Genomic DNA, 26,392 nt, shown 5'->3' with positions numbered 1-26,392 from the left:
CGCGCAGCCGTCGCGGGTTCGCGGTCGCGGCTTACGCCGCTCCTACAGCTCGCCCCTGCACGAACGCCGCGAACTCAGAGCTCGATCTGATCGAACGCGGTCGCGCGCGTATGCCCATGCGCGGCCTCGCCTTCGCGCGGCTGCGGGTAATCTTCGCGGCGGTCCAGCAGCACCGTGCCCAGGCCGGCTTCGCGCGCGGCGTCGAGTTCTTCGACCACGTCGGACAGGAACACGATCTCCTCGCCCGGCAGGCCGATGCTTTCGCGGATGCGCGCGTAGCTGTCGGCGTCGCGCTTGCCGCCGACTTCGGTGTCGTAGAAGCCGGAGAACAGTTCGGTCAGGTCGCCCGCGTCGCTGTGGCCGAACAGCAGCCGCTGCGCCGGCACGCTGCCGGAGGAATAGACGTACAGGCGCAGGCCGGCGTCCTTCCAGCGGCGCAGCGCCGGGGCGGCGTCGGGGTACATGTGCGAGGTGAAGTCCGCGCTCTTGTAGCCGTCGGCCCAGATCATGCCTTGCAGCGCCTTGAGCGCGGTGTGCTTGCGGTCTTCGTCGATCCAGCCCTGCAGCACTTCGACGACCACCGAATCCTGGCAGACGCCGCCGTTCTCCATCGCCACCGCGTCCAGCCACTTGCGCACGTTCGGCTCGCGCCCGCGCGCGGCGACGAAGCCCGGCAGGGCGCGGCGCGCGTAGGGGAACAGCACGTCCTTGACGAAGGAGATGCTGCTGGTGGTGCCTTCGATGTCGGTGAGGATGGCGCGGATGGGCATGGCGGGGGAATCCGGGGGAGCGAGGCGGGAATTGTCGCCTTTCCGGCCGCGCTCAGGCAAAAACCGCGGTTTCACGGCGGCGCGCCGGCGGCGTTGTTGACAGGCGAGGGCCGCGGCCGGCCCGAATCAGGAGCCCGTCATGAGGTACGAAGTATTGGTCGCCATCGCCGACACCCCGGACAACCGCACGATCGAGGAGGGCGACCCGGTCGAGTTGATCGGACGCTACGGCATCGTCCAGGCGAGGGTCGAGATCCGCATCCACCCCGACGGCCTGTTGCAGGACATCATGCTGCACCTGCGCATCGCCCGCGACGCGGCCGGGTGGCAGCTGGAAGGCGTGGAGACGCTGCGCCGGTTCGAACGCGGCATCGTGCAGACGCCGGTGCTGGAGCTGCGCCGCCTGCGTTGACAGCGGGGACGGGCGCAGAGGCGCGAGGAGTCGGCGCGAGCGGCGGCGACGCGTGCGGGCGCGGACGGGCGAGGCGCTTTTTCTCGCGCCTCGCTCCTCTGTGCTCACTCCTAAGCTTCAGCCCGCCTGCCCGCGCTCGTAACGCGGAAACTGCTGCGCGATGTCGGTGCCGGTGAAATACCCGACCCAGCCGTCCGGCTCGGTGAAGAAGCGGATCGCGACGAAGCTCGGCTCCGGGCCCATGTCGAACCAGTGCAGGGTGCTGTCGGGCACCGAGATCAGGTCGCCTTGCTCGCACTTGATCTCGTACACGTTGGGTTCGACGTGCAGGGTGAACAGGCCCGAGCCGGCGACGAAGAAACGCACTTCGTCTTCCTTGTGGTAGTGCTCGTCGAGGAACTTGCCGCGCATGGTTTCGCGCTGCGGGTTGTCCGGGGCGATGCTGACCACGTCGACCGTCTTGAAGCCGCGCTCGGCGGTGATGCGGTCGATGTCGGCGCGGTAGGCCGCCATGATCGTCTCGGGCGTGTCGCCCGGCTTGACCGGCTGCGCCGCCCGCCATTGCTCGAAGCCGACGCCGATCTTGGCCAGCTCGCGCGCGATCTCGCCCTGGTCGCTGGTGCTGAGCTTCGGCGAGTCGGGCTGGTCCTCGGGGAAAATACGCAAACGGCTCATCGGCGCAGCCTCCGCAGTTCCAGTTCGCAGCCCAGCAGGAATTCGAACGCCTCCAGATGGCGGCGCGCCTCGGGCATGTCGCGCCCCCACGCGTACAGGCCGTGGCCGTCGATCAGATAGCCCCACAGGGTCTGCTGGTCCAAGGTGGCGTCGACCTGGGCGGCCAGGGTCGGCATGTCCTGGGTGTTGGGATAGACCGGCAGGTCCAGCTCGGTGTCGTGGGTGGTGGTGCCGGCGAAGGCCTTGAGCAGCTCGTAGCCTTCCAGGTGCACGTGGCCCTGGCCGGCGTACAGGCGCGAGGCGACGGTCTGGGTCTGCGAATGGGTGTGCAGGACGCAGCCGATCTCGGGGTAGCGCTTGTACAGCTGGGTGTGCAGCAGGGTCTCGGCGGATGGGCGGTGCTGGGTCGCCACCGGGGCGCCGTCCAGGTCCACGACCATGATGTCGTCTTCGGTCAACCGGCCCTTGTCGCGGCCGGAGACGGTGATCGCCACGTGCTGCGCGTCGATGCGGCGCGAGAAATTGCTGCTGGTGGCCGGGGTCCAGCCGCGCTGGGCCAGTTCGCGCACGTTGACGATGATCTCGCCGGCGCAGTGGGCCAGACGCTGCGGATCGTAGGGCAGGGGGCTGTTCATGCGCTCAGTTTAGCGCTCGGATGTGGCGGTTGCCTCGTTTTTGGCATAACGCAGCGTTATGGCGGCAGGCCCGAACGGCGCGCGGGGCGGAGGTTTCGGCGCGCGGCCGGGGCTTCCGGCCCGATCGCCCCGACCCGGCCGGACAGCGCGCTCGCCCGGCCCCAAAACGCGAAAAGCCGGCCCAGGTCGCCCGGGGCCGGCTTTCGGGGAGTCCGCCGCGCTCAGCCCTGGGCGGCCTTGCGCAGCTTGCTGTGGCGGAAGCCGTAGGCGAAGTAGATCGCGAAGCCGATGACCGTCCACACCGCCATCAGCATCCAGTTGTGCGCGGTCATGGTCGACAGCAGCACGAAACAGCTGACGATGCCGGCGATGCAGATCGGCCACGCGAACGGAATGCGGAACGGCCGCGGCAGATCGGGCTGGGTGCGGCGCAGGATCAGCACGCCGGCGCAGACCGCGGCGAAGGCGATCAGCGTGCCCATCGAGGTCATGTCGCCGAGGATGTCGAGCGGGAACAGCGCCGCCAGCAGGGCGATGCCGATGCCGGTGATGACGGTGTTGATGTGCGGGGTGCGGTACTTCGGATGGATCTGGGTGAACACCGGCGGCAGCAGGCCGTCGCGGGCCATGATCATGAAGATGCGCGGCTGGCCGATGATCATCACCAGCACCACCGACGACAGCCCGACCAGGGCGCCGACCTCGACCACCACGCGCAGCCAGTTCAGGCCCGGGTGCGCGGCGATGGCAGTGACCACCGGCTCGTCGGTGCCCAGGGTGTAGTAGGGCGCCAGGCCGGTCATCACCGCGGCCATGCCGATGTAGAGCACGGTGCAGATCGCCAGCGAGGCCATCATGCCGATCGGCATGTCCTTCTGCGGCTTGTGCGATTCCTGCGCCGCCACCGACACCGCCTCGAAGCCGATGTAGGCGAAGAACACCATCGAGGCGCCGCGCAGCACGCCTTCCCAGCCGTACTTGCCGTGGCCTTGCGACTCGGGGATGAAGGGCGTCCACAGCTCGGGATTGACGTACTTCCAGCCGACCGCGATCACCAGCACGATCAGGCCCGACTTCAGCAGCACCATCGCCATGTTCATGGCCGAGGACTTGCGGATGCCGACATAGCACAGCCACGTCAGCAGCAGCACGATGGCGGCGGCCGGCAGGTTGGCGATGGCGCCGGTCGGGCGCAGCTTGGCGTCCAGCGGCGCCTGCACCAGGGCCGCGGGCAAGGTGATGTCGAAGTGCTGCAATAAACTCAGGAAATAGCCGGTCCAACTGACCGCCACCGCCGAGGCGGAGACGCCGTATTCCAGGATCAGCATCCAGCCGATGAACCACGCCGACAGCTCGCCCAAAGTGGCGTAGGTGTAGGTGTAGGCGCTGCCGGAGACCGGCACCATCGCCGCGAACTCGGCGTAGGCCAGCGCGCAGAAGGTGCAGCAGATCGCGGCGAGGATGAAGGACAGCATGATCGCCGGCCCCGCGTGTTCGGCCGCGGCCTTGCCGGTGATGACGAAGATGCCGCCGCCGATCACCGCGCCGATGCCGAGCGCGGTCAGGCCCCAGGGGCCGAGGGTGCGGTGCAGGCTGAGTCCTTCGGCCTCGGTGTGGGCGGCGTGCGGGTGTTTGGTCGCCCGGAGTTGTTGCAGCATGTGTGATTCGTCCTGGTGTTGCGGTGCTCGCCGGTGTCGGAATCCTGACCTCGTCATTCCCGCGAAAGCGGGAATCCAGGGACTTCAGCGTCGCGCCTCGATGAAGCTTTCGACTCCCGCCTTGGCGGAAACGACGACCTCAACGGACTGAACACTCGGGATCGCGGTCGGCGCGATGGAAATGCGGCAGCGTGAAAAGGAAAAAGGCCGGCGGAATCTCCGCCGGCCTCGAATCATGTGTCCGCGCGGCTCAGGCCTTGCCGCCCGCCGCCTTGCGCAGCTTGCTGTTGCGGTAGCCGTAAACCAGATAGATCGCGAAACCGATGATGGTCCAGCCCACCATCAGTCGCCAATGTTCGGCGAACGCCTGCCAGAACAGGAACAAGCACGCTGCCGCGCCGAGAACGCAGACGCCCCACACGAACGGCACTTTGAACGGACGGTGTAGGTCCGGACGGGTATAGCGAAGCACCAACACGCCGATGCAAACCGTGGCGAAGGCGAGCAGGGTGCCCATCGACACCAACTGGCCGAGCACATCGATCGGGAATAGGCCCGCGATGGCGCAAGCGAAGATACCGACGATGATGGTGCCGACGTACGGGGTCTGGAACTTCGGGTGCACCTTGGAGAACACCTTCGGGATCAGGCCGTCTTGCGACATGGTGAAGAAAATGCGCGGTTGACCCATGAGCATCACCAGCACCACCGAGCTCAAACCCGCCAGGGCGCCGAGCACGACGATGGTGCGCAGCCAATCCAGCGATGCGTAATTGCTCAGCGCGGTCGCGACCGGCTCGGGCGTGTTGAGGGTGCGGAAGTCGGCGATGCCGGTCAGGGTCAGCGAGACCAGCACATAGAGAATAGTGCAGATGAACAACGAGCCGAGAATGCCGATGGGCATGTCGCGCTGCGGGTTCTTCGCTTCGCCGGCGGCAGTGGAGACCGCGTCGAAACCGATATAGGAGAAGAACACCACGGAAGCCGCCCGATACACGCCGCTCCAGCCGAATTGGCCCGGTCCTTCGTTCGGCGGAATGAACGGGGTCCAATTGCCGGGGTTGATGTAGCGGATGGCGAAGGCCAGAAACAGCAGAATCACCACTAGTTTGATGGCGACGATGATCGAATTGATGAAGGCCGACTGGGTGATGCCGACGTAGCAAAGACCGCTGAGCGCGGCGACGATGCACACCGCCGGTAGGTTGATGATGGTGCCGGTCGCCTGGATGTGGCCTTCGACGAAGGTGTACGGAGCCGACGCCAGCACCTTTGGTAAGGTGACGTCCGTCCCTATCCAGGTACTGATCAATTGAAGTAGTTCGTTGAAGTAGCCCGACCAGCCCACCGCGACGGTGGAGGCGGCGAACAAGTACTCTAGCACCAGATTCCAGCCGATAAACCAGGCCACCAACTCGCCCAGGGTCGCATAGGAATAGGAGTAGGCGCTGCCCGAGACCGGCAGCATCGCCGCGAACTCGGCGTAGCACAGGCCGGCGAAGGCGCAGGCGATGCCGGCGAAGATGAAGCTCAGAACCACGGCCGGACCGGCGTGGATCGCCGCAGCCTGACCGGTGAGGACGAAGATACCGGCGCCGATAACGCCGCCGATGCCCAGCATCACCAAGTGTTTCGCAGTCAGCGCTCGTTTGAGCGAGCCCTCTCCCTGCAGGCTGCCGTGGATTTCACCCGCGTCTACGTGCGCGGCGGGTCCCACCGGCTTGGTGATGAACAGGCCTCTCGACATCGAACTCCCCTCTCTCTCGTAAGAAGTGATCTGTGCCCGTCGTTCTAGCGACGACGATGACCGACCCCGGTGCGGGGCGGCGGGCCACCTTAACTCAGGGTGTAAATGAGCGGCAAGCGCACACGGTCATGGTCCCGGCGGCGATAATCCCCGCTCCCCGTTCCTGAATCGCCCGCCCGCCTCCATGCCAGCGCAACGCTCCGACGCCATCGCCGAACTTCGTTCCACTCTGACCGACTATGCCCGGCGCTGGCCGGAAGAAGCCGAACATACGGGACCGTTTCTGGACCTGCTGGCCGAGGCCGACGAAGCCGACGCGGCCGGCTCTGATGCAGCGCAGCATGGCGCCGCCGACCCGTTCCGGCGCGAACGCCTCGCCGGCCACTTCACCGGCGGCGCCTGGCTGGTCGACCGCGCCGGCGCGCGCGTGCTGCTGACCCACCACCGCAAGCTCGGCCGCTGGCTGCAACTCGGCGGCCACGCCGACGGCGACCGCGACATGGCCGCGGTGGCGCTCAAGGAAGCCGAGGAGGAGTCGGGCCTCAGCGGCCTGAGCGTCGATGCGGAACTGTTCGATGTGGACCGCCACTGGATTCCCGAACGCCGCGACGTGCCCGGCCACTGGCATTACGATCTGCGCTACATCGTGCGCGCCGGCGACGACGAAGACTTCGTGGTCAGCGAGGAATCGCTGGATCTGGCGTGGCGCGAAGTGAGCGGATTGCTGGAGGATGCGAGCGCGGACGAATCGATGCGGCGGCTGGCGCGCAAGTGGCTGGCGCGGGGCGGGTGAGCGCGGCGAGAGATCCGTTGAATCGGTGGCATCCGAGTGCGGACCTCGCGCGAGTCTCGCTCGGTTGCGTCGAATGCGCGGTGTCGTGGTCGCGGCTTACGCCGCTCCTACACGGCGGCGATGCCGCAACGCAGCGACTGTAGGAGCGGCGCAAGCCGCGACCGCGAACCCCCAACCACGACGAACGCCCCAACGCCCGACACCCCGACAAGGAAGGTCATGACCGCCATCGCCCAACCGTTGGAAACCGATACCGACCTCGGCAGCCGCATCCTCAAGGTCAACCACGCCGGCGAACACGGCGCGGTCAACATCTACGCCGGCCAGATCCGCATGGCCCGCCTCACCGCGCCGCACCTGCTCGACGAACTGACCGGCTTCCGCGCCGACGAACAACGCCACCGCGCGCTGTTCTGGGCCGAACTCGAACGCCGCGCCCGTCCGCGCTGCCGCAGCTACGGCCTGTGCGGCTTCGGCGGCTACACGCTGGGACTGATCACCGGCGCCTTCGGCGCGCGCGCCATCGCCGCGACCACGGTCGCGGTCGAACGCGTGGTGCTGCGCCATCTGGCGCATCAACTGGAGTTGTTGGAAGGCCGCGACCCCGCCGCCGCCGCCGCGATCTCGGCGATCCTCGAAGAAGAGCGCGAACACCACGACACCTCGGCCGGCCACCTGCGCGAAGACCGATTCTGGTCGCGCCTGCTGTCCCCGGTGGTCTCCGCCTCGACCGAAGCGGTGATCTGGCTTGGAATGAAGCTCTAGCCCCGTCCCGGCCGCCACGATCCACCGGACACTCCCTGTAGGAGCGGCGTAAGCCGCGACCGCGAACCTACGCCGCCCGGCGCAAATCGCCTATGCGCCCGATAGCGGCAGGTATCGCAAGCACAGGCTTCAATCTCGCCGGCTTCCGCGTTGTCGCGGTCGCGGCTCGCGCCGCTCCTACAGGAGGCGACCGCAGCTACGTTTCTCCCTGTAGGAGCGGCGCAAGCCGCGACCGCGAACCTACGCCGTCCGGCGCAAATCGCCTATGCGCCCGATAGCGGCAGGTATCGCGAGCACAGGATTCAAACGCCGGCTTCTGCGCTGTCGCGGTCGCGGCTCGCGCCGCTCCTACAGGAGGCGACCGCGGCTACGTATCCCCCTGTAGGAGCGGCGCAAGCCGCGACCGCGAACCTACGCCGCCCGGCGCAAATCGCCTATGCGCCCGATAGCGGCAGGTATCGCAAGCACAGGCTTCAATCTCGCCGGCTTCCGCGTTGTCGCGGTCGCGGCTCGCGCCGCTCCTACAGGAGGCGACCGCAGCTACGTATCCCCCTGTAGGAGCGGCGCAAGCCGCGACCGCGAACCTACGCCGTCCGGCGCAAATCGCCTATGCGCCCGATAGCGGCAGGTATCGCGAGCACAGGATTCAAGCGCCGGCTTCCGCATTGTCGCGGTCGCGGCTTACGCCGCTCCTACAGGAGGCGACCGCGGCTACGTTTCTCCCTGTAGGAGCGGCGCAAGCCGCGACCGCGACAACGCAATTGCGACGAACGCTCGCCAAGCGCTACGCGATCGCAAGGCCGACCGCCGCCGCGACGCTCATCCCCGCTTGCGCGCCAACACACTGCGCCAAGGCCGCTTCTCGCTGTCGATGAAACTCTCGCGCTCCACCGCAAACCCCGCCCGCGCCAAGCGCTCGTCCATCGCCGGCACCGGCCAGCGCACGACCCGATAATCGCCCGCGCCGCCTTCCCATTCCTCGCCGTCGCCGAGCATATGCGACATCAGCAAGGCGCCGTCGGCGACCAAGCCCTGCGCGAGCTTGCGCAACACGCCGTCGACCTGCGCGCGCTCGAAATGCTGCAGCACGTACAGCATCAAAATCCCGTCGTAAGTGCCGCCGAGATCGTCGCTGAGCACGTCCAGCCGATACGCGGCCTTGCCGCGTTCGGCCTGGAACTCCAGGAACCCGGCCGTGACATCGGTGCGGCGCACGCGCACGCCGAGGGTTTCGAGGAAGTCCGCGTCCCAGCCCGGCCCCGAGCCGATGTCGAGCACGCGGCCGCCGGGCGGGATCGCCGCGGCGAGGCTGCGCAGATCTTCGGCCGCGCTCTGCGACGGCGTGGCGGAGACGGCCGCGGCGTAACCGCGCGCATAGCCTTCGTAAGCCGCGACCGTGCGGCGGTTGTTGCTGCGGTCGGAGGCGCTCATCGGCAGGTCCTGGCTCGGGCGGAGCCGCGCTTCAACTGCCGGGCACCGTAACAAATTCAGGCCATGGCGCCGCGACCGTTCGTCTCCGGCGCGAAAGACCCGCGTCGCCGCGCGCTCGCCGGACTACCGAACGCCGCCGCCGCGGCCTGCGTAAATTCTTCCGCAGCCATGACAGGGATCACTGGCCGCCCGCGCGGCCCCGCGCGATGGTGGCCGCGCCCGGACTTCCGTCCGCGGCTCGTCCCGCACCGACCCACGCAGGTACGCCATGACCTTGAAAACCTATCAAGCCAGCTGCCACTGCGGCCGCGTCCGCATCGAGCTGGATCTGGACCTTGCGGCCGGAACGCAACGCTGCAACTGCTCGTTCTGCGCCAAACACCGCAACTGGTTCGCGTTCGTGCCCGCCGCGCAGATGCGCATCATCGACGGCGAGGCCACCCAGACCGAATACCAGTGGGTGCCGCCGGGCCGGCCGCACGCGTTCCTGCACCATTTCTTCTGCGCGACCTGCGGCAGCCGCACCTACGCCTGGGGCGAGCACGAATCGATGGGCGGCAAGTTCTACGCGATGAACCTCGCGCTGCTCGACGACGCCTCCAACGACGAACTCGCGCAGGCGCCGATCACCTACCGCGACGGCCGCATCGACCGTTTCGACCAGCCGCCGGCGGACACTCGGCTGCTGTAACCGCGCCGCCGCGGGGCAGGGCCGGCTCGCACAGGCGAAGCCGGCCCGCGACGCGCGATCAGGCGCCGATGGCCGGATCGCTGACGCCGCTCTCGCCGTTCTCCGCGTGGCCGGCGAAGCGGCGCAGATAGCCGGTGTCCTTGTCCGAGGTCACGCTGAAGTCGTACCAGCGCTTCGCCTCCGTCAGCGGCCAGCTGTCGCTGCGTTTCGCGCCCGGCGCCAACGCGTAGGTGCGCGCGGCGGCGGCGCTGTAGCGGTTGGGCTTCAACGTCAGCGTGCACGCCGCCTTGCCGGTGTTGACGAATTCCAGCAGCAAGCGGCCGCCGGCGACGTCGTGGCGCACCGTCACCTCGGGATTGGCGCCGTCGGCCGCCAAGGCCTTGTTGAGATCGCCCTTGAACGCGCGCAAGAACCCGTTCGGGCCGTACGCCGACAAATCGTAAATGCCCTTGCTGTACTGCTTCGCGCTCCAGTAGTCCGACAGCGCCGTGCCCGCGTCGAGCGTGTAGTACCACGGCCCGTCGCTGCGGTTGCCCGCGTACACGTTGAAGCAGGCGCCGGCGACGCCGCTGTTGCCGAAGTCGAGCCAATAACGGCCGCTGGAGGCTTCGATCCGCCCGCTCACCTGCAATTCGTACGGCAGCGCGCGCGCCGGACGCTGGCCGCGCTCCTGCTTGGGCTGGCGCTGCTGGGTCGGCGGCTTGGGCACGGCCAGGCGGCAACTGGCGTCGGCGTTGCTCATGCTGTCGTCGGTGTCCGGCAGGATCGGCCACGCCGCGTTCGGAGTGGCGAAGTCGAACGCGGTGCTCAAATCGCCCGCCACGCTGCGCCGCCACGCGCTGATGTTCGGCTCGGCGATGCCGAAGCGCGCTTCCAGGAAGCGCAGCACCGAGGTGTGGTCGAACACCTGCGAGTTGACCCAGCCGCCCTTGCTCCACGGCGAGATCACGAACATCGGCACGCGCACGCCCAGGCCGACCGGGATGCCGTTGTAGTTCTCGGTCGCGGTGTCGACCGTGCTCTTGCCGAGGTTGGAATTGATCGCCGGCAACGGCGCGGCGACATGATCGAAGAAGCCGCCGTTCTCGTCGTAGTTGATGATGAACACCGTCTTCGACCACACCTCGGGATTGGCCACCAGCGCTTCCAGCAGGCGCGCGGTCAGCGACTCGCCGTAAGCGGGCGTGGCCGCGGGGTGTTCGCTCATGATGTAGGACGGCACGATCCACGACACCGCCGGCAGCGTGCCTTCGCGCACGTCCTTGGCGAACTCGGCGATCAGATGATCGCCGCGCGAGGTCTTGGCGTTGGCTTCGTTCGAGCCCGGCACGATCGCGCGGCCGCGCTTGTAGAGTTGCGAACTCGGGTCGAGCTTGCGGAATGCGGCGAAGTAGGCGAGCGAGTTGTCGCCGTAGTTGTCGTGTTCCTGATAGACGCGCCACGGCACGCCGGCGTTCTGCAGGCGCTCGGCATAGGTCGTCCACTTGTGGCCGACGAAGTTGGGGTTGTCGCGCGAGGCGTCGCCGGTCCAGTTGCCGTCGTCGGCGTTGTTGACCGCTTGCGCGCCGAAATCGCCGACGGTCATGCCGCTGGTGCCGGCGAACAGATGCATGCGGTTGGGATTGGTCGGGCCGTGGTGCGAGCAGTAGTACGCGTCGCAGACGGTGAACGCGTCGGCCAGCGCGTAATAGAACGGCATGTCCTCGCGGGTGAAGTGGCCCATGCACATCGGGCCCTTGACCGAAATCCAGGCGTTGTAGTCCTTCCAGCGCGAATACCCGCCTTTCCAGCTGTGGTCGATGTCGGCCAGGCAATGCGCCGCGGTGTTGGCGGTGTCCAGGTGGAACGGCAGCACGACGTTGTTCGGGTTGCTCGCCGACTTGGGCTGCTCGAACACGGTCTTGCCGCCGGGTAGCGGGATCGGCCGCGGATCGTCGAAACCGCGCACGCCGCGCAGCGCGCCGAGGTAATGGTCGAAGGAGCGGTTCTCCTGCATCAGGATCACCACGTGCTTCACGTCCTGGATGGTGCCGGTGACGCTCGCGGCCGGCGTGGCCAGGGCGGTGCGGATGCTGGGCGGCAACAGGCTCAACGCGGCGGCGGAGCCGGCGAGCTTGAGGAAATCGCGACGGGTCGGGGATGCCAAGGCCTTGCTCCAAGCTGGGCGCGGCGAGGATGCGCCGCGTGAGAAACGATAAAGCCTGGAAGCGATAGATTGCAGGTTCGTGGCAGCGCTCGCGGCGCGTGCGCGATCACGGAATCGCAAGCCCGTTGCGCGGTCTTGCGCGGATTTTTGTGTGAGCCGCGTCGCTGCTATCGATGTCTGGCGTTGTGCGGATTGGAGTTTTCTCGCGGGTTTTTCGCGATCTTTCGTTCGCGATGCGCGATCGCGGCGGTGCTTTCGTTTTCCTGCGTCGCTGTTCAGGCGAAAGCTGAATCTCTTTTGGCTTTCGTTTCCAAAGCCCGCTGCTCCGGGAAAAGCCGGAACCTCCGCTGTGTCATCCGGCGAAGGCCCGCATCCCCAACGCCGTCGTTCCGGCGAAGGCCAGCATCCACAACGCCGTCATTCCGGCGAAAGCCGGAATCCATTTTGCCGTTGCTTTCGCCTTGCCTGGACGTTCGAGGCAAGAACAAAAGCAAAATGGATTCCGGCTTTCGCCGGAATGACGGGGTGGGGCATGGGAGTTCTCAGCGTGGGGGCTTCGGACTCGATACGATTCGATTCAATACGGCGCGCTGCGGCGACGCAAATCCAACGCGTCGAAGCCGAACTCAGCGCACACGATTCAAAGGCCCCGGTGCGAACTCAACCGCGGCCGCGGCATCCTCAACCGCGCAACCACAACGTCATCAACCGCCGCGGATGCGCCACATAACCCGCGCGTTGGTAAATGCCGCGCGCATGCGCATTGTCGTCGTTCACTTCCAACCGCAACGCATCCAGCCCTTCGGCCCGGCACAAGGCCTCGACTTCCGCCAGCGCGCGCTTGGCCAAGCCGCCGCCGCGATGCGCCGGCAGCACGAACAACTCGTCCAGCAAGCCGAAGCGGCCGCCGAATTCCAGGCTGAAGCAGAACCCCAGCACGAAGTAACCGGCGATCTCGCCGTCGCGCACGATCAGCCGCAGGCGACCCGAGTTCGGATCGCTCACCAGCGCGCCGAGCGCGCGCCGCAGCGCCGGCTCGTTCCACGGCAGATGCTCGACTTCGTAGAACTCGCGCAGCACCGGAATCAGCCGCTCGATGTCGGCGGCGGTGGCGGCGGCGAAGCCGTAGTCGGGGGTTTGCGGATCGCTCATAAACTGTCCTCGTCGCGGCCGTATCGCTGCATCCAGCCCGATACGGCGGAGTCGGCGGCGTAACGGTCGCGCAGCCGCGACCAAGCCGCGCGCTGCTCGCGCACGCGCGCGTCGTGCTCGCGCGCGAGCACTTCCACGCCCGCCGCGTCGGACGGTTCGCCGCCGGAAAACGCTTTGAATTCTTGGTGTTCGGAAACGAAACGGCGCAGATCCGCGGGCAGCCCGCAGTAGCCGTCGCGATGCGGCGCGGCCAGCCACTGCGGAATGTCGCAGCGCGCCGCCGTTCCCGTGGCGTCGCCCGCGCCGGAGCGCGAGCACGCCGCCGCCAGCGCCAGCGCGGCGCAGGCGGCGATGCCGGCGGCCCGTAGTGGGGCCGCCTTGCGCGGGCGATCAGTCCGCACGCCCGGCGAACTCGCCGGTCGCGGTGTTGACCAGCACGCGCTCGCCGGTGCCGATGTACTCCGGCACCATGATTTCGATGCCCGTCTCCAGCTTGGCCGGCTTCGGACGCTTGGTCGCGGTGCCGCCCTTGAGTTCCGGCGGGGTCTCGATCACTTCCAGCGACACGTTGGCCGGCAGCTGCAGGCCGACCGGCAGGTCGTCGATGATCTGCACGTAGAAGCCGCCGAGGTCGGCGATGATGTAGCCGGCGGCGTCGCCGACGACATCGGCGTCGAGCGTGTACGGCGTGTAGTCCTCGTCGTCGAGGAACACGAAGGCGTCGCCGTCCTTGTACGAGTAGGTCGCCTGACGGCGGCTCAGCTCGACTTCCTTCAATTCGTCCTCGGCGCCGGCGCTGAGGTCGAACTTGATGCCGCCGGGCACCGAGTACATGGTGAAGCGGTACTTCACGTTGCCGCCGCGGCCCTGCGGCGAGCTGCGTTCGATATCGCGCACCTGATACACGGTGCCGTTGTGTTCGATGACGTTACCTTTCTTGACGTCGTAGGCTTTCATTGCGTCGTTTCCAATCCAGATGTGTGCTGCGTATCCGACTGTAGGAGCTGCGCAAGCTGCGACCGCGGGGTGGCCGGTCGCGTCGAAGCGTTCGGCGTAGTTGCGTTGTCGCGGTCGCGGCTTACGCCGCTCCTACAGGTAGGGTGTGAGGGGTTACTTCGGCGGCAAGCGCGTCGCGCCGTCGAGGCGGATGGTCTCGCCGTTCAAATAGCGGTTGCCGAGGATGTAGGCGACGAGGTCGGCGTACTCTTCCGGCCGGCCCAGGCGCGAGGGGAACGGGATCGAGGCCGACAGCGACTGCTGCACCGACTCGGGCATGCTGTCGACCATCGGCGTCCAGAAGATGCCCGGCGCCACGGTCATCACGCGGATGCCGAAACGCGAGAGTTCGCGCGCCATCGGCAAGGTCATGCCGACCACGCCGCCTTTGCTGGCCGAGTACGCGGCCTGACCGATCTGGCCTTCGTACGCGGCCACCGACGCGGTGTTGACGATCACGCCGCGCTCGCCGTCCTCGCCCGCCTCGTTGTGCTGCATCAGGTTGGCCGCGGCCTTGGCGACGTTGAAGCTGCCGACCAGATTGACCATCACCGTGGTCTGGAACTGGCCCAGCGGCATCGGCGCTTCCTTGCCGAGCACGCGGCCGGCGCCGAGGATGCCGGCGCAGTTGATCGCCGCGTTCAAGCCGCCGAGGAAGTCCTTGGCCGCCTGCAGGTTCGCCGCCACTCCGGCTTCGTCGGTCACGTCGGTGCGGAAATAGCGGGCATTGGCCTCGCCCAGCGCGGCCACGGCCTGCGCGCCCTTGTCGTCGTTGACGTCGAACAGCGCGACCTTGCCGCCGCGGGCGACCAGATGCTGGGCCACGGCGAAACCGAGACCGGAGACGCCGCCGGTGATGACGGCGCGGGCATTTTCGAGTTGCATGGGGCGGTCCTGAGGGCGGAAAAGGCGCCATTCTAAAGGACCGGGCCCGGGTCGCGCCTGAGCCTGCATTCAGGCGGGGCGGGGGCGCCCGGCCGGCGGGCGCCGGCCGGGTCGCGCGGGTCAGCGCGAGGTGGCTTGCTCGAACTGCGGATCGGCGAACAGTTGTTGCAACAGCTTCTGCACCGTGGTCACGTAATTGTCGAACGCGGCCGGAATCGCGATCGCTCCGATGAACGACGACTCCCACTGATGCTGCTGGCTCAGCGTGCGGTCGTAGAGCGTCTTGCCGTCGCGGCTGACCACGAAGCGCGCCTTGATCTGCGCCGTGCCCGGGGCCGAAGGGCCGCCGCCCTCGAGCCGCTGCTCCAGCAATTCGCCGCTGATGCCGGTGGCGGCCGACGGATCCAAGCGGCCCGCCGAGCGCAATTCGGCTTGCAGCGCGTCGTGCAGATAGGTCGAAAAGCGGCCGTCGGCGCCGCCGTTCAAGGTCGATCCGCGCACGCTCAAGGCCTTGCGGTCGAGCTTGGGCTCGGCGGCGAACGCGCCTACGTTCACCGGTGCGCCGCGAGTGTGGCGCGCCAAGGCCGCGCTGGAGTCCATGCCGACGTTGTACGGCGTGGCCTGCATGCTCACGCACGCCGCTTGCGACGCCAGCGCCGCGATCAGCGCGGCGCGGCCCAGGGCCTTGATCGTCTTATTCGGCATCGAAGGCATGCTGTTCGGACAGTTGCTTGAGGCCGCTCCACACGATCTGATCCATCACTTGATGGACCGCGTCCGGCCCGCTCACCGGCGTCAGTCCGGCCGGGCCGGCCTTGTTGCCGATGGTGGTGTGCAGCGCATGCTTGACCTGGGTTTCGGTGGTCTTGCCGGCGGCGGTGTAGCTGATCGTGGCGCTGTAGCCGTCGGTGACCATCGAGCCGGCCAGACCGAGGGTCAGGCCGGTGCCGAAGCCCTTGGCTGCGGCGTTGTCGGTGATCGGCACGTTGTCGATCACCACACGCAACTGCGCGCCGCCAGGCACCGCGGTTTCGCTGACCTGGGCGAACAGCCCCGAGGCGCTGGCGACGGCCTGCGCGCGCGGACGCAACTCAGCGGTGGCGCGGGCGTTGGCGCTGCCCTTGGTGCGGAACTCGGAGAGCAATTGCACCGGCTTGGGCGCGGCCGGCGCCTTGACGTCAGCTTGCACGACCTTCGGCAGCGCCGGGTCGACATAGAACTTGGCCGAAAGGCAGCCGGTCAGCGAAGCGCTCAGCGCGAGCGCAGCCAACGCCGCGCGCAGCGCGCGCGGACGCAAGACGGTCGACATCGTTGAATCCCCTGTTGTTCTTGATATCCCCAGGTGCGGCCGGATGGCGGCACGGGGAGCTTTATAGCGTGCGCCAGTTGCATTTCCAATATGCGGCGCATCATGTTTTCAGGGGCGGTGGGGCGGGCGCTGGCGTTTCCCACGCTGGATCAGAGCGAACGCAGATACCACGTGTGGCTGCCGCGCAACTCGCCGTACCCCAACGGCGCTTGCAGCAGTTGGAAGCTGTTGGCCTCCAGCAAGCGATGCGCCTCGCTCATCCGGTCCAGCGCTTCGACATAGCATTGGCCGTAGCCGAACCCGCGCGCGGCGAGCAGGCACTTGTCCAGCAGCGCCTGCCCCAGTCCGATCCCGCGCACGCCCGGCAGCAGATAGAACTTGCGCAGTTCGCACACGTTCTCGTCGCCGCCGAGCAAGGGCGCGATGCCCGCGCCGCCGCCGAGCTTGCCGTCGCGCTCGACCACGAAGTACGCGCTGCGCGGCCGGCTGTAGGCGCGCTGCATCGCATCGACTTCCGGATCGCTGGCGAGGCCGGAACCGAACTCGGCCAACACCTGCCGCGCGATCGCGGCGACGCCGGCTTCGTCGCGCGGCAGGATCGGACGCAGAACGACACCGGGCGGCAAGGTCATGGCGGGCGGGACTCCTGGGAGCGAAGGGCACATCCTCGCTCAGATCGCGGCGCTTGCGAACCCGTCGGCGGCGCTGGCACGATCGGGCGCCGCGCGATGGCCGCCGCGCCCGCTGGGTTGCGTTATTCCAACGTTCGCGCGCCGCGCACGCGCGGTGCCGCGCGGCGGCCCGCGCGGCCGCGCCTCATCCGCCTTCCCGCCACGGAGCCTTCATGCGCAGCAGCGACGCCCCCGCCGTCAGTCACGCCGCCGATCCTTTCCAGTTGCTGATCGACAGCCACGCCGGCAGGACCTTCTACATCAAGGACGCCAAGACCGCGGCGGCGATCAACAGCGGATTGAGCGCCCCGGTGTTCGAAGCCGGCCGCAACTACGCCGTCGACAGCCATGCCAATAGCCTGCACACCGCGCTGGGCACCGTGGGCGTCTCCACGCCCGCGCAGGCGGCGGCGCTGCAGGCGATGACCGATTCGTTCAAGCTCTCCCGCGACGACGTGCGCGCCAGCCTGACCGGCCGCTATGCGCCCGAGCATACGAGGGAAACCGACGCACGCACCCTGCTCGACAGTTCGATGCTGGCCGGGCGCGAGGAGGCCCGCGGCGACGGCGACGCGCTGCCCCGGCTGCAGGCACTCTCGAGCAACAACCTCGGCGAGATCCGGCTGGATATCGCCAAGCTCAAGGAGGCGAATCCCACCCTGCGCGACAACCCGGTCATCAACGGCGTCATGGGCGACGTGTACCGGCGCTATTCGGAGGCCACCGCGACCCACGCCACCAACAACCGCGTCGAAGGCCTGATTTCCTGCACGTCCGACCGGATCGCGATCGACCGCGTCGCCAGCGCGGCCACCGGCGACCTCAGCGCGGCCAAGAAGGTCTCGCACACTTCGGCGGCCAATACCCAGCATCTGCAAACGCACGACATGGTGTTCTTCAACATCTATCCGAAGACCAACGCGCAGATGCAGGAGCGGCAACTGGCCGACACCCGCTATCTGCGCGTGCAACCGGAGGTGGCGGGTTCGCCGTATTCGCCCGACGCGCGCTCGTTCTCGTTTCCGGTCGCAACGCTGGTGCCCGGGCACGACGGCCTGCAAGTGATGACCTTGCGCGACCCGGCGTGCCCCTGCGGCGGCACCACCGCCGCCGACGCCAAGCGCCGGCTCGAACAGGGCGGCTTCGCCACCGCCAGCGCCGAGCAGCCGCCGGGCGAGGCCGTCCGCTACTTCGGCACGACGCTCGACCGCTACGAAACCCAGCGCAACCTGTTCGTCGGCCCCGCGGACATCCAGCAGGCGCTGTACCTCAACGTCGAACGCGGCCTGCTCAGGACCCTGGACGGCCTGCAGAAACTCCAGCAGAGCAACCCCGCCGACGACAGCGCCTTGCGCTTCTTCGCCAAGATCAAGCAGGCGCACGAAGCCGTCGGCACGGCCAAGGACGAGCAGGTGATGGACCTGATCAAGATGTACCAGTACCCGCAGCTGATGCTGGCCGGCTCGGTGCCGGTGCGCGATGCGCAGGTCTACCGGCCTAGCGCGCAGATGATCGCCGACTCGCAACCCGCCGCGCGCATGGCCGCGTCGTCGTCGGCGCCGCCGGCGGCGAGCGTGCGTCCCACCTACGATCCCAACGGCCGCGATCTGGTGCTCGCCGCGCTCAAGCCCGGCAAGGACGGGCTGGCCAAGGGGCAGCAGGCCAACATGACGCTGCTGGCTGATTACATCGACACGCGTGCGCAAGAGCGCGGTTCGGCGATCAGCGCGGTGAAGCTGGAGAACAAGAACCTGCTCAAGGTGAGCTTCGCCAACGACACCACGCTGACCATCAAAAGCGTGGAGATGAGCGGCATCCGCGAAACCATGAAAAAGCAGGCCCAGCCCGACGCGCCCGCCGCCAGCTCGTCGTCGCCGGCGCCCGCTCAGGCGACCTCGTCCGCCAGTACCGCGCCGGCGAGCCCGGCCACGCCGGGCAGCGACGGCGGCGACCGCGAATACAAGGCCCCGGCCAGCGGCGAGCGCGACCACAAGCCCGCGGCGGCCGGCTACCGCATGTAGCGGGTGCGGCGTTCGCGCCGTTCGCGCGGCCGGGCGATGGACGCGGTCGCGGGCGACGACGCGCACGCCGTGCGGACGCCGCGCGCGACGGCCGGCACCGGCGAATCCCCACGCCGGTCGCGGTGTGAGCGACTGTGAGGCCGACCGCGCGCGCAGGCTGGCCTCGCCCGCGCCGCCGCCGCGTTAACACGGTGAGTCCACAGGGGGAACCTCACCGATGATGATGAAGACCGCACTGGCCGTCTCGGCCATCGCGCTGGCCTGCACGCTGGCCACGGCCGTGTCGCAGGAACGCGCCGCCGCGCCGGCCGCCGCCGCGGCCGCCGCGCGCTTTCCCAGCTACGACCCGCGCTACCCGCCGCCGCCGGGCACGCCGCCGGCGGAGGTGTTCCAGCTGAGCCAGAACTTCCCCACGACCTACGCCAACGAGACGTTCCCGTGGATGGCGATCGACTTCAAAGCCTTCCCCAACGAATACCTGCGTGCGGTGCTGAACTACTGCCTGGACGGCAACGTCGACGTCGACTTCCGCGTCCAGGACAACCGCGTGCGCAAGTGGTACCACGCGCCGTGGCTGCACGACGACGGCGCCCCGTTCGGCGGCGGCCGCGAATGGCGCCACGGCATGACCCGCGAACGCATGTCGCGCCCGTTCGAACTGCACACTCAGCAGAGCGGCCGCGGCCAGAACTGGGCGGTGGGTTTCTACAACGACCGCGGCGGCGCCGCCCTGGGCAAGGTCTGGCTGACGGCCAACGGCCGCCCGGACCCGGCCAAGGCCACGTTCCCGCCCAACAGCGTCGCCTGCAAACTGCTGTTCACCGACGCGCCGGTCGAACAAGTGCCGTACCTGCAGAACGGCAAAGTCTGGACCGCCAACATCTACCCCGACACCAACTACAACAAGCCGCGCGTGGACCGCGAAATGCGCCTGCTGCAGCTCGACGTGGCGGTGAAAGACCCGCGTCTGGCGCGCAGCACCGGCTGGGTGTTCGGCACCTTCATCTACGACGGCGGATCGCCCGGCAAGACCGTGTGGGACCGCATGAGCCCGGTCGGTCTGAGCTGGGGCGACGACCTGCCGGTGCGCACCGACGCGCAGCGCAACGGCGTGTTCGTCAACACCGCGCTGACCCAGGCGCGCATCAACGGCTTCCTGGTCGAACAATCCGGCTGGGACTACGGCAACCGCGCCTACGTGCGCCACCACGGCCTCGGCGGCCGGGTCAACGGCCCGATCGACAGCCCGGTGTCCTCGTGCGTGTCCTGCCACGGCCGCGCCGGCACCTTCGCCAACGCCAACGACCCGGTCAACCGCGGCCGGCCGATGACGATGGCGGTGTTCAGCGCGAGCAAGCCGAGCGAGTACCCGATGGACAAGTTCGACGAGTTCTTCAAGCCGATCCCGGACGGTGCGCATCTGGAGACGCAGGACGGCAGCCAGTTCATGACCACCGATTACTCGTTGCAGGTGACGGGTGGGATTCGCAACTTCTACCAGAACCTGCGCAGCCAGCCGCAGCCGGTTACGGCGGAGGCCACGCGCAGTACGCGTGCCTTGCGTGCGCCGGCGCCGGTGGATTTGAGCCATGCGCCGGCGTTGCCGCGGGTGGATCGGGACTCGGATTGAGGTTGGTTTTTCGGGCGGGTAGGGCGGTGCGTGCGCGCTGTGGCGTTGCGCGCGAGCCGTTGGGTCTTGCGCGCAAGCCTTGCCGGCTTGCGCGCAAGCGCGGTGGTTCCGACCGCAAGCCGAAAAGTCCCGACGCTGCCCCAAAATGGGGCGGCGTCGGGTAGGGCGAGACTCGCGCGCAAGGCGCGATGACCCGAGTTCGGGCCTGAATCCCTCGCCGGAAACGAACCAAGCCCTTTTCGGCGAGGCTCTTCGCCCCGAGCGCAAGCCGCGACAGCTCGCGCGCAACGGTCGAAGACTGGCGCGCGACACGTTCGGTGTCGGCGTTGAACCAAGTTGGTGCGTGGCTGAGGGAAATAGTCTTGCGCGCAAGACTCGTCGGCTTGCGGCAGGACCTGCGAATCCCGATGGCGGGCGGATTCGCCTGAAGCGAGAATCGGAACGGCTTGCGCGCCGGGCTCGGCGCTGCACGCGTCCACCGAAAGACCTTGCGGCCCGAGCGAACCGCGTCGCACACGGAGCGGGCAACCGCATGCGAGCCCGCACGCCCACCGCGCCCGCTACGGAAATCCTCGCGACCCACCGCGCCGGCTCTGGCGTCCGACCCGCCTGCCGAGCCAGAATCGCGTCCGCGACGACCGCATTCTTCTGCCCTGGATGGCACCGACATGCTGACCCACCTGCGCCGTTTATTCCGGCCCGACGCCGCCCATGCGTCCGCGCCGACCGCTGCTGCGCCGCGGCCCGAAGTCGAAATGCACTGGTTCGGCGACACCCGCCAGCCCATTCCCGATTGGGAGCGCATCGCCGCCGCCGAGCGCCCGGACTGGACCATCGCCGAACGCGACGCCTTCTGGACCGCCGCCGCCGAACGCTGGCTGCACACCTTGGCCGACGCCCTCGGCCCCGATTACCGCGTGGAAACCTCCGAACGCTTCGTGCTGCTGACCGCGATGACGCCCGGCCACGCGGACAAATACCTCAAGTTCTGCGAAACCGCGCGCCGCCGCATCCTGCGCAACCTCGGCCCGCTGGCTCAGCCCATCGGCGGCGGCAAACACGTCTGCCTCGTCTTCGCCGAGGACGAGGCCTACTACGACTACATCGCCCACTACCACCCCGAAGGCGGCGAGTACGCGCTGTCCGCCGGCGTCTTCCTCAACGCCGGCTACGGCCACTTCGCCCTGTGCGAAAACCACGCCGACGCGATGCAGGCGACCATCGCCCACGAACTGACCCACGCCTTGCTCGGCCACCTGCCGATCCCGACCTGGCTCAACGAAGGCATGGCGGTGAACACCGAACACAGCCTGTTCCCGCACCTGGCCCACCCCAGCGCGCAGCTCTACACGCCGAAGGAAATCGAGCAGAAACACCGTAAGTTCTGGGACGCCGAAACGATCCAGGAATTCTGGTCCGGCGCCGCGTTCCACCGCACCGACGACGGCAATCTGCTGTCCTACGACTTGGCCAGGAAGATGGTGGGACTGGCCGCGCACGACCATGCGGCGTTCGTGCCGTTCGTGCTGGCGGCGCATCGCGACGATGGCGGTGTGGGGGCGGACGAGCACTTGGGCTATCCGGTCGATAACTTGGTGGAGGCGGTGTTGGGCGAGGGCGAGTGGGGGCCGCAGCCGTTGCGATGGAGCGGAACGGCTAATCTTGAGCGTCGTAACTCCTAGAGCGTCGCCCTATGTCCGATACAAAAAACGTCTCTCCCGTCGGTTGGTACGTCGGCTCCTACCTGCTGCGCTTCATCGAACTGGACGCGGCCGACAACGACGACCCGGACGCCAAGTTCGACTGCTGGGAAAATACCGTCATCGTCACGGCGAACGATCTGGACGAGGCGTACGACAAGATCGTCGCCATCGCCACCGGTGAGAGCCGCCCGTACCGAGGCGGCGACGAGGGCGTGCCGGTGCAGTGGGTGTTCGAAGGCGTGACCGATCTGCTGCCGATTTACGAGCCGCTGCGCGACGGCGCCGAGATCATGTGGGGCGAGCACGACGATGTTCCCTTGAGCCGGATACGCGAATGGGTGCGCGGCCGCGGGCAGTTCGTCCGCTGAGGCGGAGCGCGGATGGTTTCGCCCGACGACCGCAGGATTCCCCTGGCCGAAGACGAACTTCGCGAAGTCGCGGCGTATGCTGCGGCTTGCGCGCGCAGCGCTCTGCCGTTGTTCGAATCGATCAGCCCGGCCGACGCGCGTCCGCGCGAGGCCATCGCCGCCGCCGAAGCCTTCGCCGCCGGACAACCGCGCACCGCGGCGCTGCGCGCTGCTGCGTGGTCGGCCTATGCCGCCGCGCGCGAAGCCGATGTCGCGACCGCCGCCCACGCGGCCCATGCCGCCAGCCATGCGGCCGCGGCGGCGTATCTGCATCCGATCGCCGATGCGCATCAGGTCAAGCACATTCTCGGCGCGGCGGCGCATCAGGCTCTGGCGTTCGAGTCGGACGCGGGCGGCGACGGCGAGGTGGGCGATGCGCGGGTGAGCTGGGCTGCCGGTCTTGCGTCGGCTACGGTGCGCGAGGTGTTGCTGCGCTATCCGTCCGTGCGCCGCGGGCGCGGGCGCGGGCGCATGAGCGAGCTCTTGTTCGCGCTCGACGGACGGTTGCGAGATTGAAGCCGGCGTCGTGGCACGGCCTCGATCAGTGCTGGGTGGGTGCCCGGCCGGATTGATGCGTTGGAGGGTGTTTCGCGTCTGCGGTTAGTCAGTTCATATGGCCGGTCTGGGTCTCTAGGGTGTATTGACCTTCATCGCCAGTGGTAACGACGATGCTGTCGGCGTCGATAGAGGTGACGAGCTCGTCCCATGTCTTGTGGTGGTGCCAGAGAACCCCTGTCGCTGTGACGGCAAAGATCCCGCTTTCATAAACCACCACGAGTATTTGATCGGAATCCTGGAACTTTACGTCGTAGAACCCGGTGTCGTCGGTTTCCCGGCGATTGAGTGCGACTGTATCGGCAAGACGGCCCGCTTCTCGATCGAAGACGAGGCATGAGCGCCGTCCCAGCACCAGCAAAAAATTTTTCCAGCGGATCAGCTCCGTCACGGGAACCAGAGAGTGGCTGGAGGACGAATAGGTCAGCGATGCGAAGCCGCGCTCGATGTGTTCCTGTCCGTGGAGCGAATAAATTACGTCGGCGGGGCGGTCGTCTTTGGGCTGGAATGCCTTCAGCGACAGTTTGCCCACGATGAGTTGCGGAGAGTCCGGGGCGAAAGCAATTTCTTCTGCGGTCTTCATCGGGGCCTCCCTTTAAGCGGATCAATCGCCTTCTTGCGCTCTATCGTCGGCGGCTAGCGGAATTTCGCTCGCAATGGTTTGGGTCGCGATGATGTCATCGTTGAACCATCCCGGACCGCGTATGCCGCGCCATACCGATGCTTCGTTCGACTACTTGTGTATGTTGGTCAGGTAGTAGTCGATCAGTTCCCCGTTCTTGTCGAACTTAACTGCGAGATACCACCCTCTGTAGGACAGTGCTCTCTCCGGGGCTGCATTCGTTTGGTTCAGGTCCTTGGGTGGATCGAAATAGACGGCTTCGGAGTACTTGCCGTCGTACCCAAGGCTGTTCTGATCCTTAAGCCTAAAATCAGTCGAAAATATTTCATCCACTACATCAATCTTGCAGCCGCGACAAATGAGCTTCGCATTGATGGCGTCCATTGCGACTTGGACTCGGTGCATCTCTGTGGCAGCAGATGCATATCTGCGATGGAGTGCTGCAGTTTCGTTTCCCGAACCGTGCGCGGGAAAAAGACTGGAGAAAGAAAGTAGCAATAGAGGGAAGACGGCCTTGTTCATCTGTGTGATCCCTTAGGGACGGCGACTTTTGGGGCTACCGGGCAAGTGACGCACCACATCTCTTGTGGGTAGTCCTCATATGTCAGCCGAGTGCCGCTGGGAAGCATCTTGGGATGTGAGGCCACTTGCCGACTGCTGGAAGGAGCCTTGGTGGCGGAGGCTTATCCGTTTGATATTGTGTTCCTAAACGATGGTCCGGATGCATCAGCGAGCGATAGACGAAGCGCGCCTCGGATGAGCCGAGCGCGCGCTCCGTAGTCTCTCTTAGTGGTGGGTGCCAAACATCCCGACCAACCGCTTCGCCGCCACCTCCGCCCCATCCCCCCGCACCATCCCCGCCACCGCTTTAGCGCTAGCCCGCGTCTCAGCCTTCAACGCCCCCGCCAACGCCGCCGACAGCGACTCCACCGTCGCCACCGGCCCCGCATGCGCCACGCCGATGCCCAAATCGGCCACGCGCCCCGCCCAATACGGCTGATCGCCGATCTGCGGCACCACCACTTGCGACGCGCCGCTGCGCGCGGCGGCGGTGGTGGTGCCCGCGCCGCCGTGGTGGACGATCGCGGCCATGCGCGGGAACAGGGCTTGTTGGTTGATTTCGCCGACGGCGAAGCAGTCTACGCCCGCGTCGGCCGGGGACAGGCCGGCCCAGCCGCCGGCGAGGACGATGCGGCGGCCTTGTGCGCGCACCGCTTCGACGGCGATGCGCGCGGCGTCGGTCCAGGCGTGCAGCGACATGCTGCCGAAGCCGACGTACACCGGCGCGTCGCCGGCGTCGAGGAAGTCGCGCAGGTCGGGCGCGAGCGGGCGGTCGTCGTGCAAGACCCAGGCGCCGGTTTGCCAGACCTCGCACAGGCTGGTCGGCGCCCACGGGCTCAGGGTCGGGTCCGAGGCCAGCCAGGGGTTTGCGGTGAACACGCGGTCGCGCAGGTCGTGCGCGGGCGGCAGGCCGATCGCGGTGCGGTGGCGGTTGGCGGGTTCGCCGAACACCTCCTGCATGGTGATCGTGTTCAGCGCCCAGCGTTCGCGGTTGTCGGCGGTTTCCGGCGGCAGCGGTCGGTCGGGGAACTGGAATGGCCGGTGGTGCGCGGAGGGCAGATAAGTGGGGCAGTAGCCGGCGTAGACGTAAGGCAGGCCGCGGCGCTCGGCGATGGCCTGGGCGGCGACGGTGGAGGGGAACAGGCCGGTGGCGAGCACCGCGTCGCAGCCTTCGGCGGCGACGGACAGCGCGTCGAAGTACAGGTCCATCACGTGCGAGGCGCGCTCGCGGATGTTGGGTTTCGGGTCGGCCATGACTTCGCGGATCCAGTCGCGCACGCAGGGGCCGACCGGGAACAGCTCCACGCCGGCCTGGGCGAAGCGCTGGGCGAAGTCTGGCGCCGCGCAGACCCGCGCCTGCGCGCCCTGGGCCTGCAGCGCCGCGGCCAGTCCGGCCAAGGGCTCGGCGTCCCCGCGCGAGCCGAACGTCGATAACAGAACACGCATGGCCTTACTCCCGTTTGCGCCGATAGCGGCGGAGGCCGGCGATCCTGCGCCCGCGCGGGGGGCTTGCTGCAAGCCCTGGACGGAGTACTATGTTGATACCGGGAAGGGCGAAAGCCCTTCCCGTTTTGTTTTTCGGGCCGCGCGCGGCGGCGTTTCGCGGGACTTCGTCCGCGGCGCGGAGCGCGCCGGTTGTGCGGTCCGGCGCGGCTGGATACTGTCGGCTCCGGTTCGAACTCGCGCGGGGACGCAATGGACGGCGGCACGGAGGTGGCGGCGCGGATGGCATGGAGACGATTGGCCGCCGCGACGATGACGGCCGCCGCGGCCGTGGCGGTCTCGCTGGTGCTTCGCGCCTCGTGGCGCCGGGGCGGACTGTCGCTCGACGATTTCGGCGTGGCGCTGCTGGCGTTTTACTTCGCGTTGCCGGCGGTCGCGATCCTCGGCTTGCCGCTGTTTCTGATTCTGCGCGCGTTGCGCTGGGTGCGCTGGTGGTCGTGCGCATCGGCAGGCGCTTTGGGTGGCGCATCGGTCGTGATGTTCGTGAGCGGGGCGAGCGCGTGGCAGGCCCGCGATTTGCCGGTGTGGTGCGTGGTCGGGATAGTCGCGGCGTTGGCGTTTTGGATGACGGTGCGCGAGAAGCCGGCGCTGGCTCGTGCTTGATCGAAGCGGGCCGACAGGCCGCAATGCGTTCACTACCGGATGGGCGATTCG

27 protein-coding genes are annotated in these 26,392 nt (G+C 67.7%); 10 read left to right on the top strand and 17 right to left on the bottom strand.

Annotated elements, in window-relative coordinates; genetic code table 11:
* Positions 1–74: 74 nt before the first annotated feature.
* The gene (gene mtnC / locus J5226_RS19945) at positions 75–770 is read right to left on the bottom strand and encodes an acireductone synthase (protein ID WP_215836281.1); all 696 of its coding nucleotides are present in this window, start codon (positions 768–770) and stop codon (positions 75–77) included.
* Between the two features lie 139 nt (positions 771–909).
* Here mtnC and J5226_RS19940 point away from each other — a divergent pair, with 139 nt between their 5' ends.
* Positions 910–1,182, top strand: a complete 273-nt coding sequence (locus J5226_RS19940; RefSeq protein WP_215836280.1) for a hypothetical protein — start codon at positions 910–912, stop codon at positions 1,180–1,182.
* A gap of 117 nt (positions 1,183–1,299) precedes the next feature.
* Here the strand turns inward: J5226_RS19940 and J5226_RS19935 are convergent, their stop codons facing one another.
* The 4 genes from J5226_RS19935 to J5226_RS19920 all read right to left on the bottom strand — a co-directional run bounded on the left by J5226_RS19935 (position 1,300) and on the right by J5226_RS19920 (position 5,897).
* Positions 1,300–1,857 carry an acireductone dioxygenase gene (locus tag J5226_RS19935; protein ID WP_215836279.1) on the bottom strand — a complete coding sequence of 186 codons (558 nt, stop codon included), beginning with the start codon at positions 1,855–1,857 and terminating at the stop codon, positions 1,300–1,302.
* The gene (locus tag J5226_RS19930; protein WP_215836278.1) at positions 1,854–2,492 is read right to left on the bottom strand and encodes a methylthioribulose 1-phosphate dehydratase; all 639 of its coding nucleotides are present in this window, start codon (positions 2,490–2,492) and stop codon (positions 1,854–1,856) included. Before J5226_RS19930 ends, J5226_RS19935 begins: the two co-directional genes overlap by 4 nt.
* A 221-nt stretch (positions 2,493–2,713) precedes the next feature.
* Positions 2,714–4,150: an amino acid permease gene (locus J5226_RS19925; protein WP_215836277.1), complete on the bottom strand. Its 1,437-nt coding sequence runs from the start codon at positions 4,148–4,150 to the stop codon at positions 2,714–2,716.
* 250 nt (positions 4,151–4,400) lie between these two features.
* Positions 4,401–5,897: an amino acid permease gene (locus J5226_RS19920; protein WP_215836276.1), complete on the bottom strand. Its 1,497-nt coding sequence runs from the start codon at positions 5,895–5,897 to the stop codon at positions 4,401–4,403.
* Positions 5,898–6,081: 184 nt separating this feature from the next.
* Here J5226_RS19920 and J5226_RS19915 point away from each other — a divergent pair, with 184 nt between their 5' ends.
* Positions 6,082–6,690, top strand: coding sequence for an NUDIX hydrolase (locus J5226_RS19915; RefSeq protein WP_215836275.1), 609 nt, complete (start codon positions 6,082–6,084; stop codon positions 6,688–6,690).
* 219 nt (positions 6,691–6,909) lie between these two features.
* Entirely contained in the window at positions 6,910–7,455 is a 546-nt protein-coding gene (locus tag J5226_RS19910; protein ID WP_215836274.1) for a demethoxyubiquinone hydroxylase family protein, read from the top strand.
* 819 nt (positions 7,456–8,274) lie between these two features.
* Here J5226_RS19910 and J5226_RS19905 read toward each other — a convergent pair.
* A complete protein-coding gene (locus tag J5226_RS19905) occupies positions 8,275–8,886 on the bottom strand; it encodes a methyltransferase domain-containing protein (RefSeq protein ID WP_215836273.1) in 612 nt (203 codons plus the stop codon).
* A gap of 268 nt (positions 8,887–9,154) precedes the next feature.
* On the opposite strand from J5226_RS19905, the gene J5226_RS19900 reads away from it, so the two are divergent.
* Entirely contained in the window at positions 9,155–9,577 is a 423-nt protein-coding gene (locus J5226_RS19900) for a GFA family protein (protein WP_215836272.1), read from the top strand.
* Between the two features lie 58 nt (positions 9,578–9,635).
* On the opposite strand, the gene J5226_RS19895 is transcribed toward J5226_RS19900, so the two are convergent.
* From J5226_RS19895 to J5226_RS19860, 8 genes are all read right to left on the bottom strand, one after another.
* Complete coding sequence (locus J5226_RS19895; protein WP_215836271.1) at positions 9,636–11,723, bottom strand: phospholipase C, phosphocholine-specific; 2,088 nt, start codon at positions 11,721–11,723, stop codon at positions 9,636–9,638.
* 681 nt (positions 11,724–12,404) lie between these two features.
* Entirely contained in the window at positions 12,405–12,875 is a 471-nt protein-coding gene (locus tag J5226_RS19890) for a GNAT family N-acetyltransferase (RefSeq protein ID WP_215836270.1), read from the bottom strand.
* A complete protein-coding gene (locus J5226_RS19885) occupies positions 12,872–13,276 on the bottom strand; it encodes a hypothetical protein (protein ID WP_215836269.1) in 405 nt (134 codons plus the stop codon). The genes J5226_RS19890 and J5226_RS19885 overlap by 4 nt, the downstream gene beginning before the upstream one ends.
* Positions 13,266–13,832: an elongation factor P-like protein YeiP gene (gene yeiP, locus J5226_RS19880; protein WP_215836268.1), complete on the bottom strand. Its 567-nt coding sequence runs from the start codon at positions 13,830–13,832 to the stop codon at positions 13,266–13,268. Before yeiP ends, J5226_RS19885 begins: the two co-directional genes overlap by 11 nt.
* A gap of 153 nt (positions 13,833–13,985) precedes the next feature.
* A complete protein-coding gene (locus J5226_RS19875) occupies positions 13,986–14,756 on the bottom strand; it encodes an SDR family NAD(P)-dependent oxidoreductase (RefSeq protein ID WP_215836267.1) in 771 nt (256 codons plus the stop codon).
* 120 nt (positions 14,757–14,876) lie between these two features.
* Complete coding sequence (locus J5226_RS19870) at positions 14,877–15,461, bottom strand: hypothetical protein (protein ID WP_215836266.1); 585 nt, start codon at positions 15,459–15,461, stop codon at positions 14,877–14,879.
* Entirely contained in the window at positions 15,451–16,065 is a 615-nt protein-coding gene (locus J5226_RS19865) for a hypothetical protein (protein ID WP_215836265.1), read from the bottom strand. The genes J5226_RS19870 and J5226_RS19865 overlap by 11 nt, the downstream gene beginning before the upstream one ends.
* Before the next feature lie 149 nt (positions 16,066–16,214).
* Positions 16,215–16,697, bottom strand: coding sequence for a GNAT family N-acetyltransferase (locus tag J5226_RS19860; protein WP_255322863.1), 483 nt, complete (start codon positions 16,695–16,697; stop codon positions 16,215–16,217).
* Positions 16,698–16,909: 212 nt separating this feature from the next.
* Here J5226_RS19860 and J5226_RS19855 point away from each other — a divergent pair, with 212 nt between their 5' ends.
* From J5226_RS19855 to J5226_RS19835, 5 genes are all read left to right on the top strand, one after another.
* On the top strand, positions 16,910–18,757 hold the full coding sequence (locus tag J5226_RS19855) for a hypothetical protein (RefSeq protein ID WP_215836264.1): 1,848 nt from the start codon (positions 16,910–16,912) through the stop codon (positions 18,755–18,757).
* 223 nt (positions 18,758–18,980) lie between these two features.
* Positions 18,981–20,387, top strand: coding sequence for a hypothetical protein (locus J5226_RS19850; protein WP_215836263.1), 1,407 nt, complete (start codon positions 18,981–18,983; stop codon positions 20,385–20,387).
* 668 nt (positions 20,388–21,055) lie between these two features.
* A complete protein-coding gene (locus J5226_RS19845; RefSeq protein WP_215836262.1) occupies positions 21,056–22,069 on the top strand; it encodes a hypothetical protein in 1,014 nt (337 codons plus the stop codon).
* A gap of 11 nt (positions 22,070–22,080) precedes the next feature.
* Entirely contained in the window at positions 22,081–22,458 is a 378-nt protein-coding gene (locus tag J5226_RS19840) for a DUF4288 domain-containing protein (protein ID WP_215836261.1), read from the top strand.
* A 12-nt stretch (positions 22,459–22,470) separates the two neighbouring features.
* Complete coding sequence (locus J5226_RS19835; RefSeq protein ID WP_215836260.1) at positions 22,471–23,013, top strand: putative immunity protein; 543 nt, start codon at positions 22,471–22,473, stop codon at positions 23,011–23,013.
* Positions 23,014–23,101: 88 nt separating this feature from the next.
* Here J5226_RS19835 and J5226_RS19830 read toward each other — a convergent pair whose 3' ends face one another.
* The 3 genes from J5226_RS19830 to J5226_RS25500 all read right to left on the bottom strand — a co-directional run bounded on the left by J5226_RS19830 (position 23,102) and on the right by J5226_RS25500 (position 25,681).
* Entirely contained in the window at positions 23,102–23,635 is a 534-nt protein-coding gene (locus J5226_RS19830) for a hypothetical protein (RefSeq protein WP_215836259.1), read from the bottom strand.
* Between the two features lie 150 nt (positions 23,636–23,785).
* On the bottom strand, positions 23,786–24,196 hold the full coding sequence (locus J5226_RS19825; RefSeq protein WP_215836258.1) for a hypothetical protein: 411 nt from the start codon (positions 24,194–24,196) through the stop codon (positions 23,786–23,788).
* 264 nt (positions 24,197–24,460) lie between these two features.
* A complete protein-coding gene (locus J5226_RS25500) occupies positions 24,461–25,681 on the bottom strand; it encodes a glycosyltransferase (protein ID WP_255322862.1) in 1,221 nt (406 codons plus the stop codon).
* 249 nt (positions 25,682–25,930) lie between these two features.
* Here J5226_RS25500 and J5226_RS19815 point away from each other — a divergent pair, with 249 nt between their 5' ends.
* Positions 25,931–26,341: a hypothetical protein gene (locus tag J5226_RS19815; RefSeq protein WP_215836257.1), complete on the top strand. Its 411-nt coding sequence runs from the start codon at positions 25,931–25,933 to the stop codon at positions 26,339–26,341.
* The last annotated feature ends 51 nt before the right edge of the window (positions 26,342–26,392 follow it).

It is taken from the genome of Lysobacter sp. K5869 (assembly GCF_018847975.1).
Classification (GTDB): domain Bacteria; phylum Pseudomonadota; class Gammaproteobacteria; order Xanthomonadales; family Xanthomonadaceae; genus Lysobacter.
This window is presented reverse-complemented; position numbering and strand designations above follow the sequence as displayed.

What these genes read in the sequence shown, in the direction of transcription:
- mtnC (WP_215836281.1), bottom strand. Translation starts at nt 770, where the DNA reads ATGCCCATCCGCGCCATCCTCACCGACATCGAAGGCACCACCAGCAGC.
- J5226_RS19940 (WP_215836280.1), top strand. Translation starts at nt 910, where the DNA reads ATGAGGTACGAAGTATTGGTCGCCATCGCCGACACCCCGGACAACCGC.
- J5226_RS19935 (WP_215836279.1), bottom strand. Translation starts at nt 1,857, where the DNA reads ATGAGCCGTTTGCGTATTTTCCCCGAGGACCAGCCCGACTCGCCGAAG.
- J5226_RS19930 (WP_215836278.1), bottom strand. Translation starts at nt 2,492, where the DNA reads ATGAACAGCCCCCTGCCCTACGATCCGCAGCGTCTGGCCCACTGCGCC.
- J5226_RS19925 (WP_215836277.1), bottom strand. Translation starts at nt 4,150, where the DNA reads ATGCTGCAACAACTCCGGGCGACCAAACACCCGCACGCCGCCCACACC.
- J5226_RS19920 (WP_215836276.1), bottom strand. Translation starts at nt 5,897, where the DNA reads ATGTCGAGAGGCCTGTTCATCACCAAGCCGGTGGGACCCGCCGCGCAC.
- J5226_RS19915 (WP_215836275.1), top strand. Translation starts at nt 6,082, where the DNA reads ATGCCAGCGCAACGCTCCGACGCCATCGCCGAACTTCGTTCCACTCTG.
- J5226_RS19910 (WP_215836274.1), top strand. Translation starts at nt 6,910, where the DNA reads ATGACCGCCATCGCCCAACCGTTGGAAACCGATACCGACCTCGGCAGC.
- J5226_RS19905 (WP_215836273.1), bottom strand. Translation starts at nt 8,886, where the DNA reads ATGAGCGCCTCCGACCGCAGCAACAACCGCCGCACGGTCGCGGCTTAC.
- J5226_RS19900 (WP_215836272.1), top strand. Translation starts at nt 9,155, where the DNA reads ATGACCTTGAAAACCTATCAAGCCAGCTGCCACTGCGGCCGCGTCCGC.
- J5226_RS19890 (WP_215836270.1), bottom strand. Translation starts at nt 12,875, where the DNA reads ATGAGCGATCCGCAAACCCCCGACTACGGCTTCGCCGCCGCCACCGCC.
- yeiP (WP_215836268.1), bottom strand. Translation starts at nt 13,832, where the DNA reads ATGAAAGCCTACGACGTCAAGAAAGGTAACGTCATCGAACACAACGGC.
- J5226_RS19875 (WP_215836267.1), bottom strand. Translation starts at nt 14,756, where the DNA reads ATGCAACTCGAAAATGCCCGCGCCGTCATCACCGGCGGCGTCTCCGGT.
- J5226_RS19870 (WP_215836266.1), bottom strand. Translation starts at nt 15,461, where the DNA reads ATGCCGAATAAGACGATCAAGGCCCTGGGCCGCGCCGCGCTGATCGCG.
- J5226_RS19865 (WP_215836265.1), bottom strand. Translation starts at nt 16,065, where the DNA reads ATGTCGACCGTCTTGCGTCCGCGCGCGCTGCGCGCGGCGTTGGCTGCG.
- J5226_RS19860 (WP_255322863.1), bottom strand. Translation starts at nt 16,697, where the DNA reads ATGACCTTGCCGCCCGGTGTCGTTCTGCGTCCGATCCTGCCGCGCGAC.
- J5226_RS19855 (WP_215836264.1), top strand. Translation starts at nt 16,910, where the DNA reads ATGCGCAGCAGCGACGCCCCCGCCGTCAGTCACGCCGCCGATCCTTTC.
- J5226_RS19850 (WP_215836263.1), top strand. Translation starts at nt 18,981, where the DNA reads ATGAAGACCGCACTGGCCGTCTCGGCCATCGCGCTGGCCTGCACGCTG.
- J5226_RS19845 (WP_215836262.1), top strand. Translation starts at nt 21,056, where the DNA reads ATGCTGACCCACCTGCGCCGTTTATTCCGGCCCGACGCCGCCCATGCG.
- J5226_RS19840 (WP_215836261.1), top strand. Translation starts at nt 22,081, where the DNA reads ATGTCCGATACAAAAAACGTCTCTCCCGTCGGTTGGTACGTCGGCTCC.
- J5226_RS19835 (WP_215836260.1), top strand. Translation starts at nt 22,471, where the DNA reads ATGGTTTCGCCCGACGACCGCAGGATTCCCCTGGCCGAAGACGAACTT.
- J5226_RS19830 (WP_215836259.1), bottom strand. Translation starts at nt 23,635, where the DNA reads ATGAAGACCGCAGAAGAAATTGCTTTCGCCCCGGACTCTCCGCAACTC.
- J5226_RS19825 (WP_215836258.1), bottom strand. Translation starts at nt 24,196, where the DNA reads ATGAACAAGGCCGTCTTCCCTCTATTGCTACTTTCTTTCTCCAGTCTT.
- J5226_RS25500 (WP_255322862.1), bottom strand. Translation starts at nt 25,681, where the DNA reads ATGCGTGTTCTGTTATCGACGTTCGGCTCGCGCGGGGACGCCGAGCCC.
- J5226_RS19815 (WP_215836257.1), top strand. Translation starts at nt 25,931, where the DNA reads ATGGACGGCGGCACGGAGGTGGCGGCGCGGATGGCATGGAGACGATTG.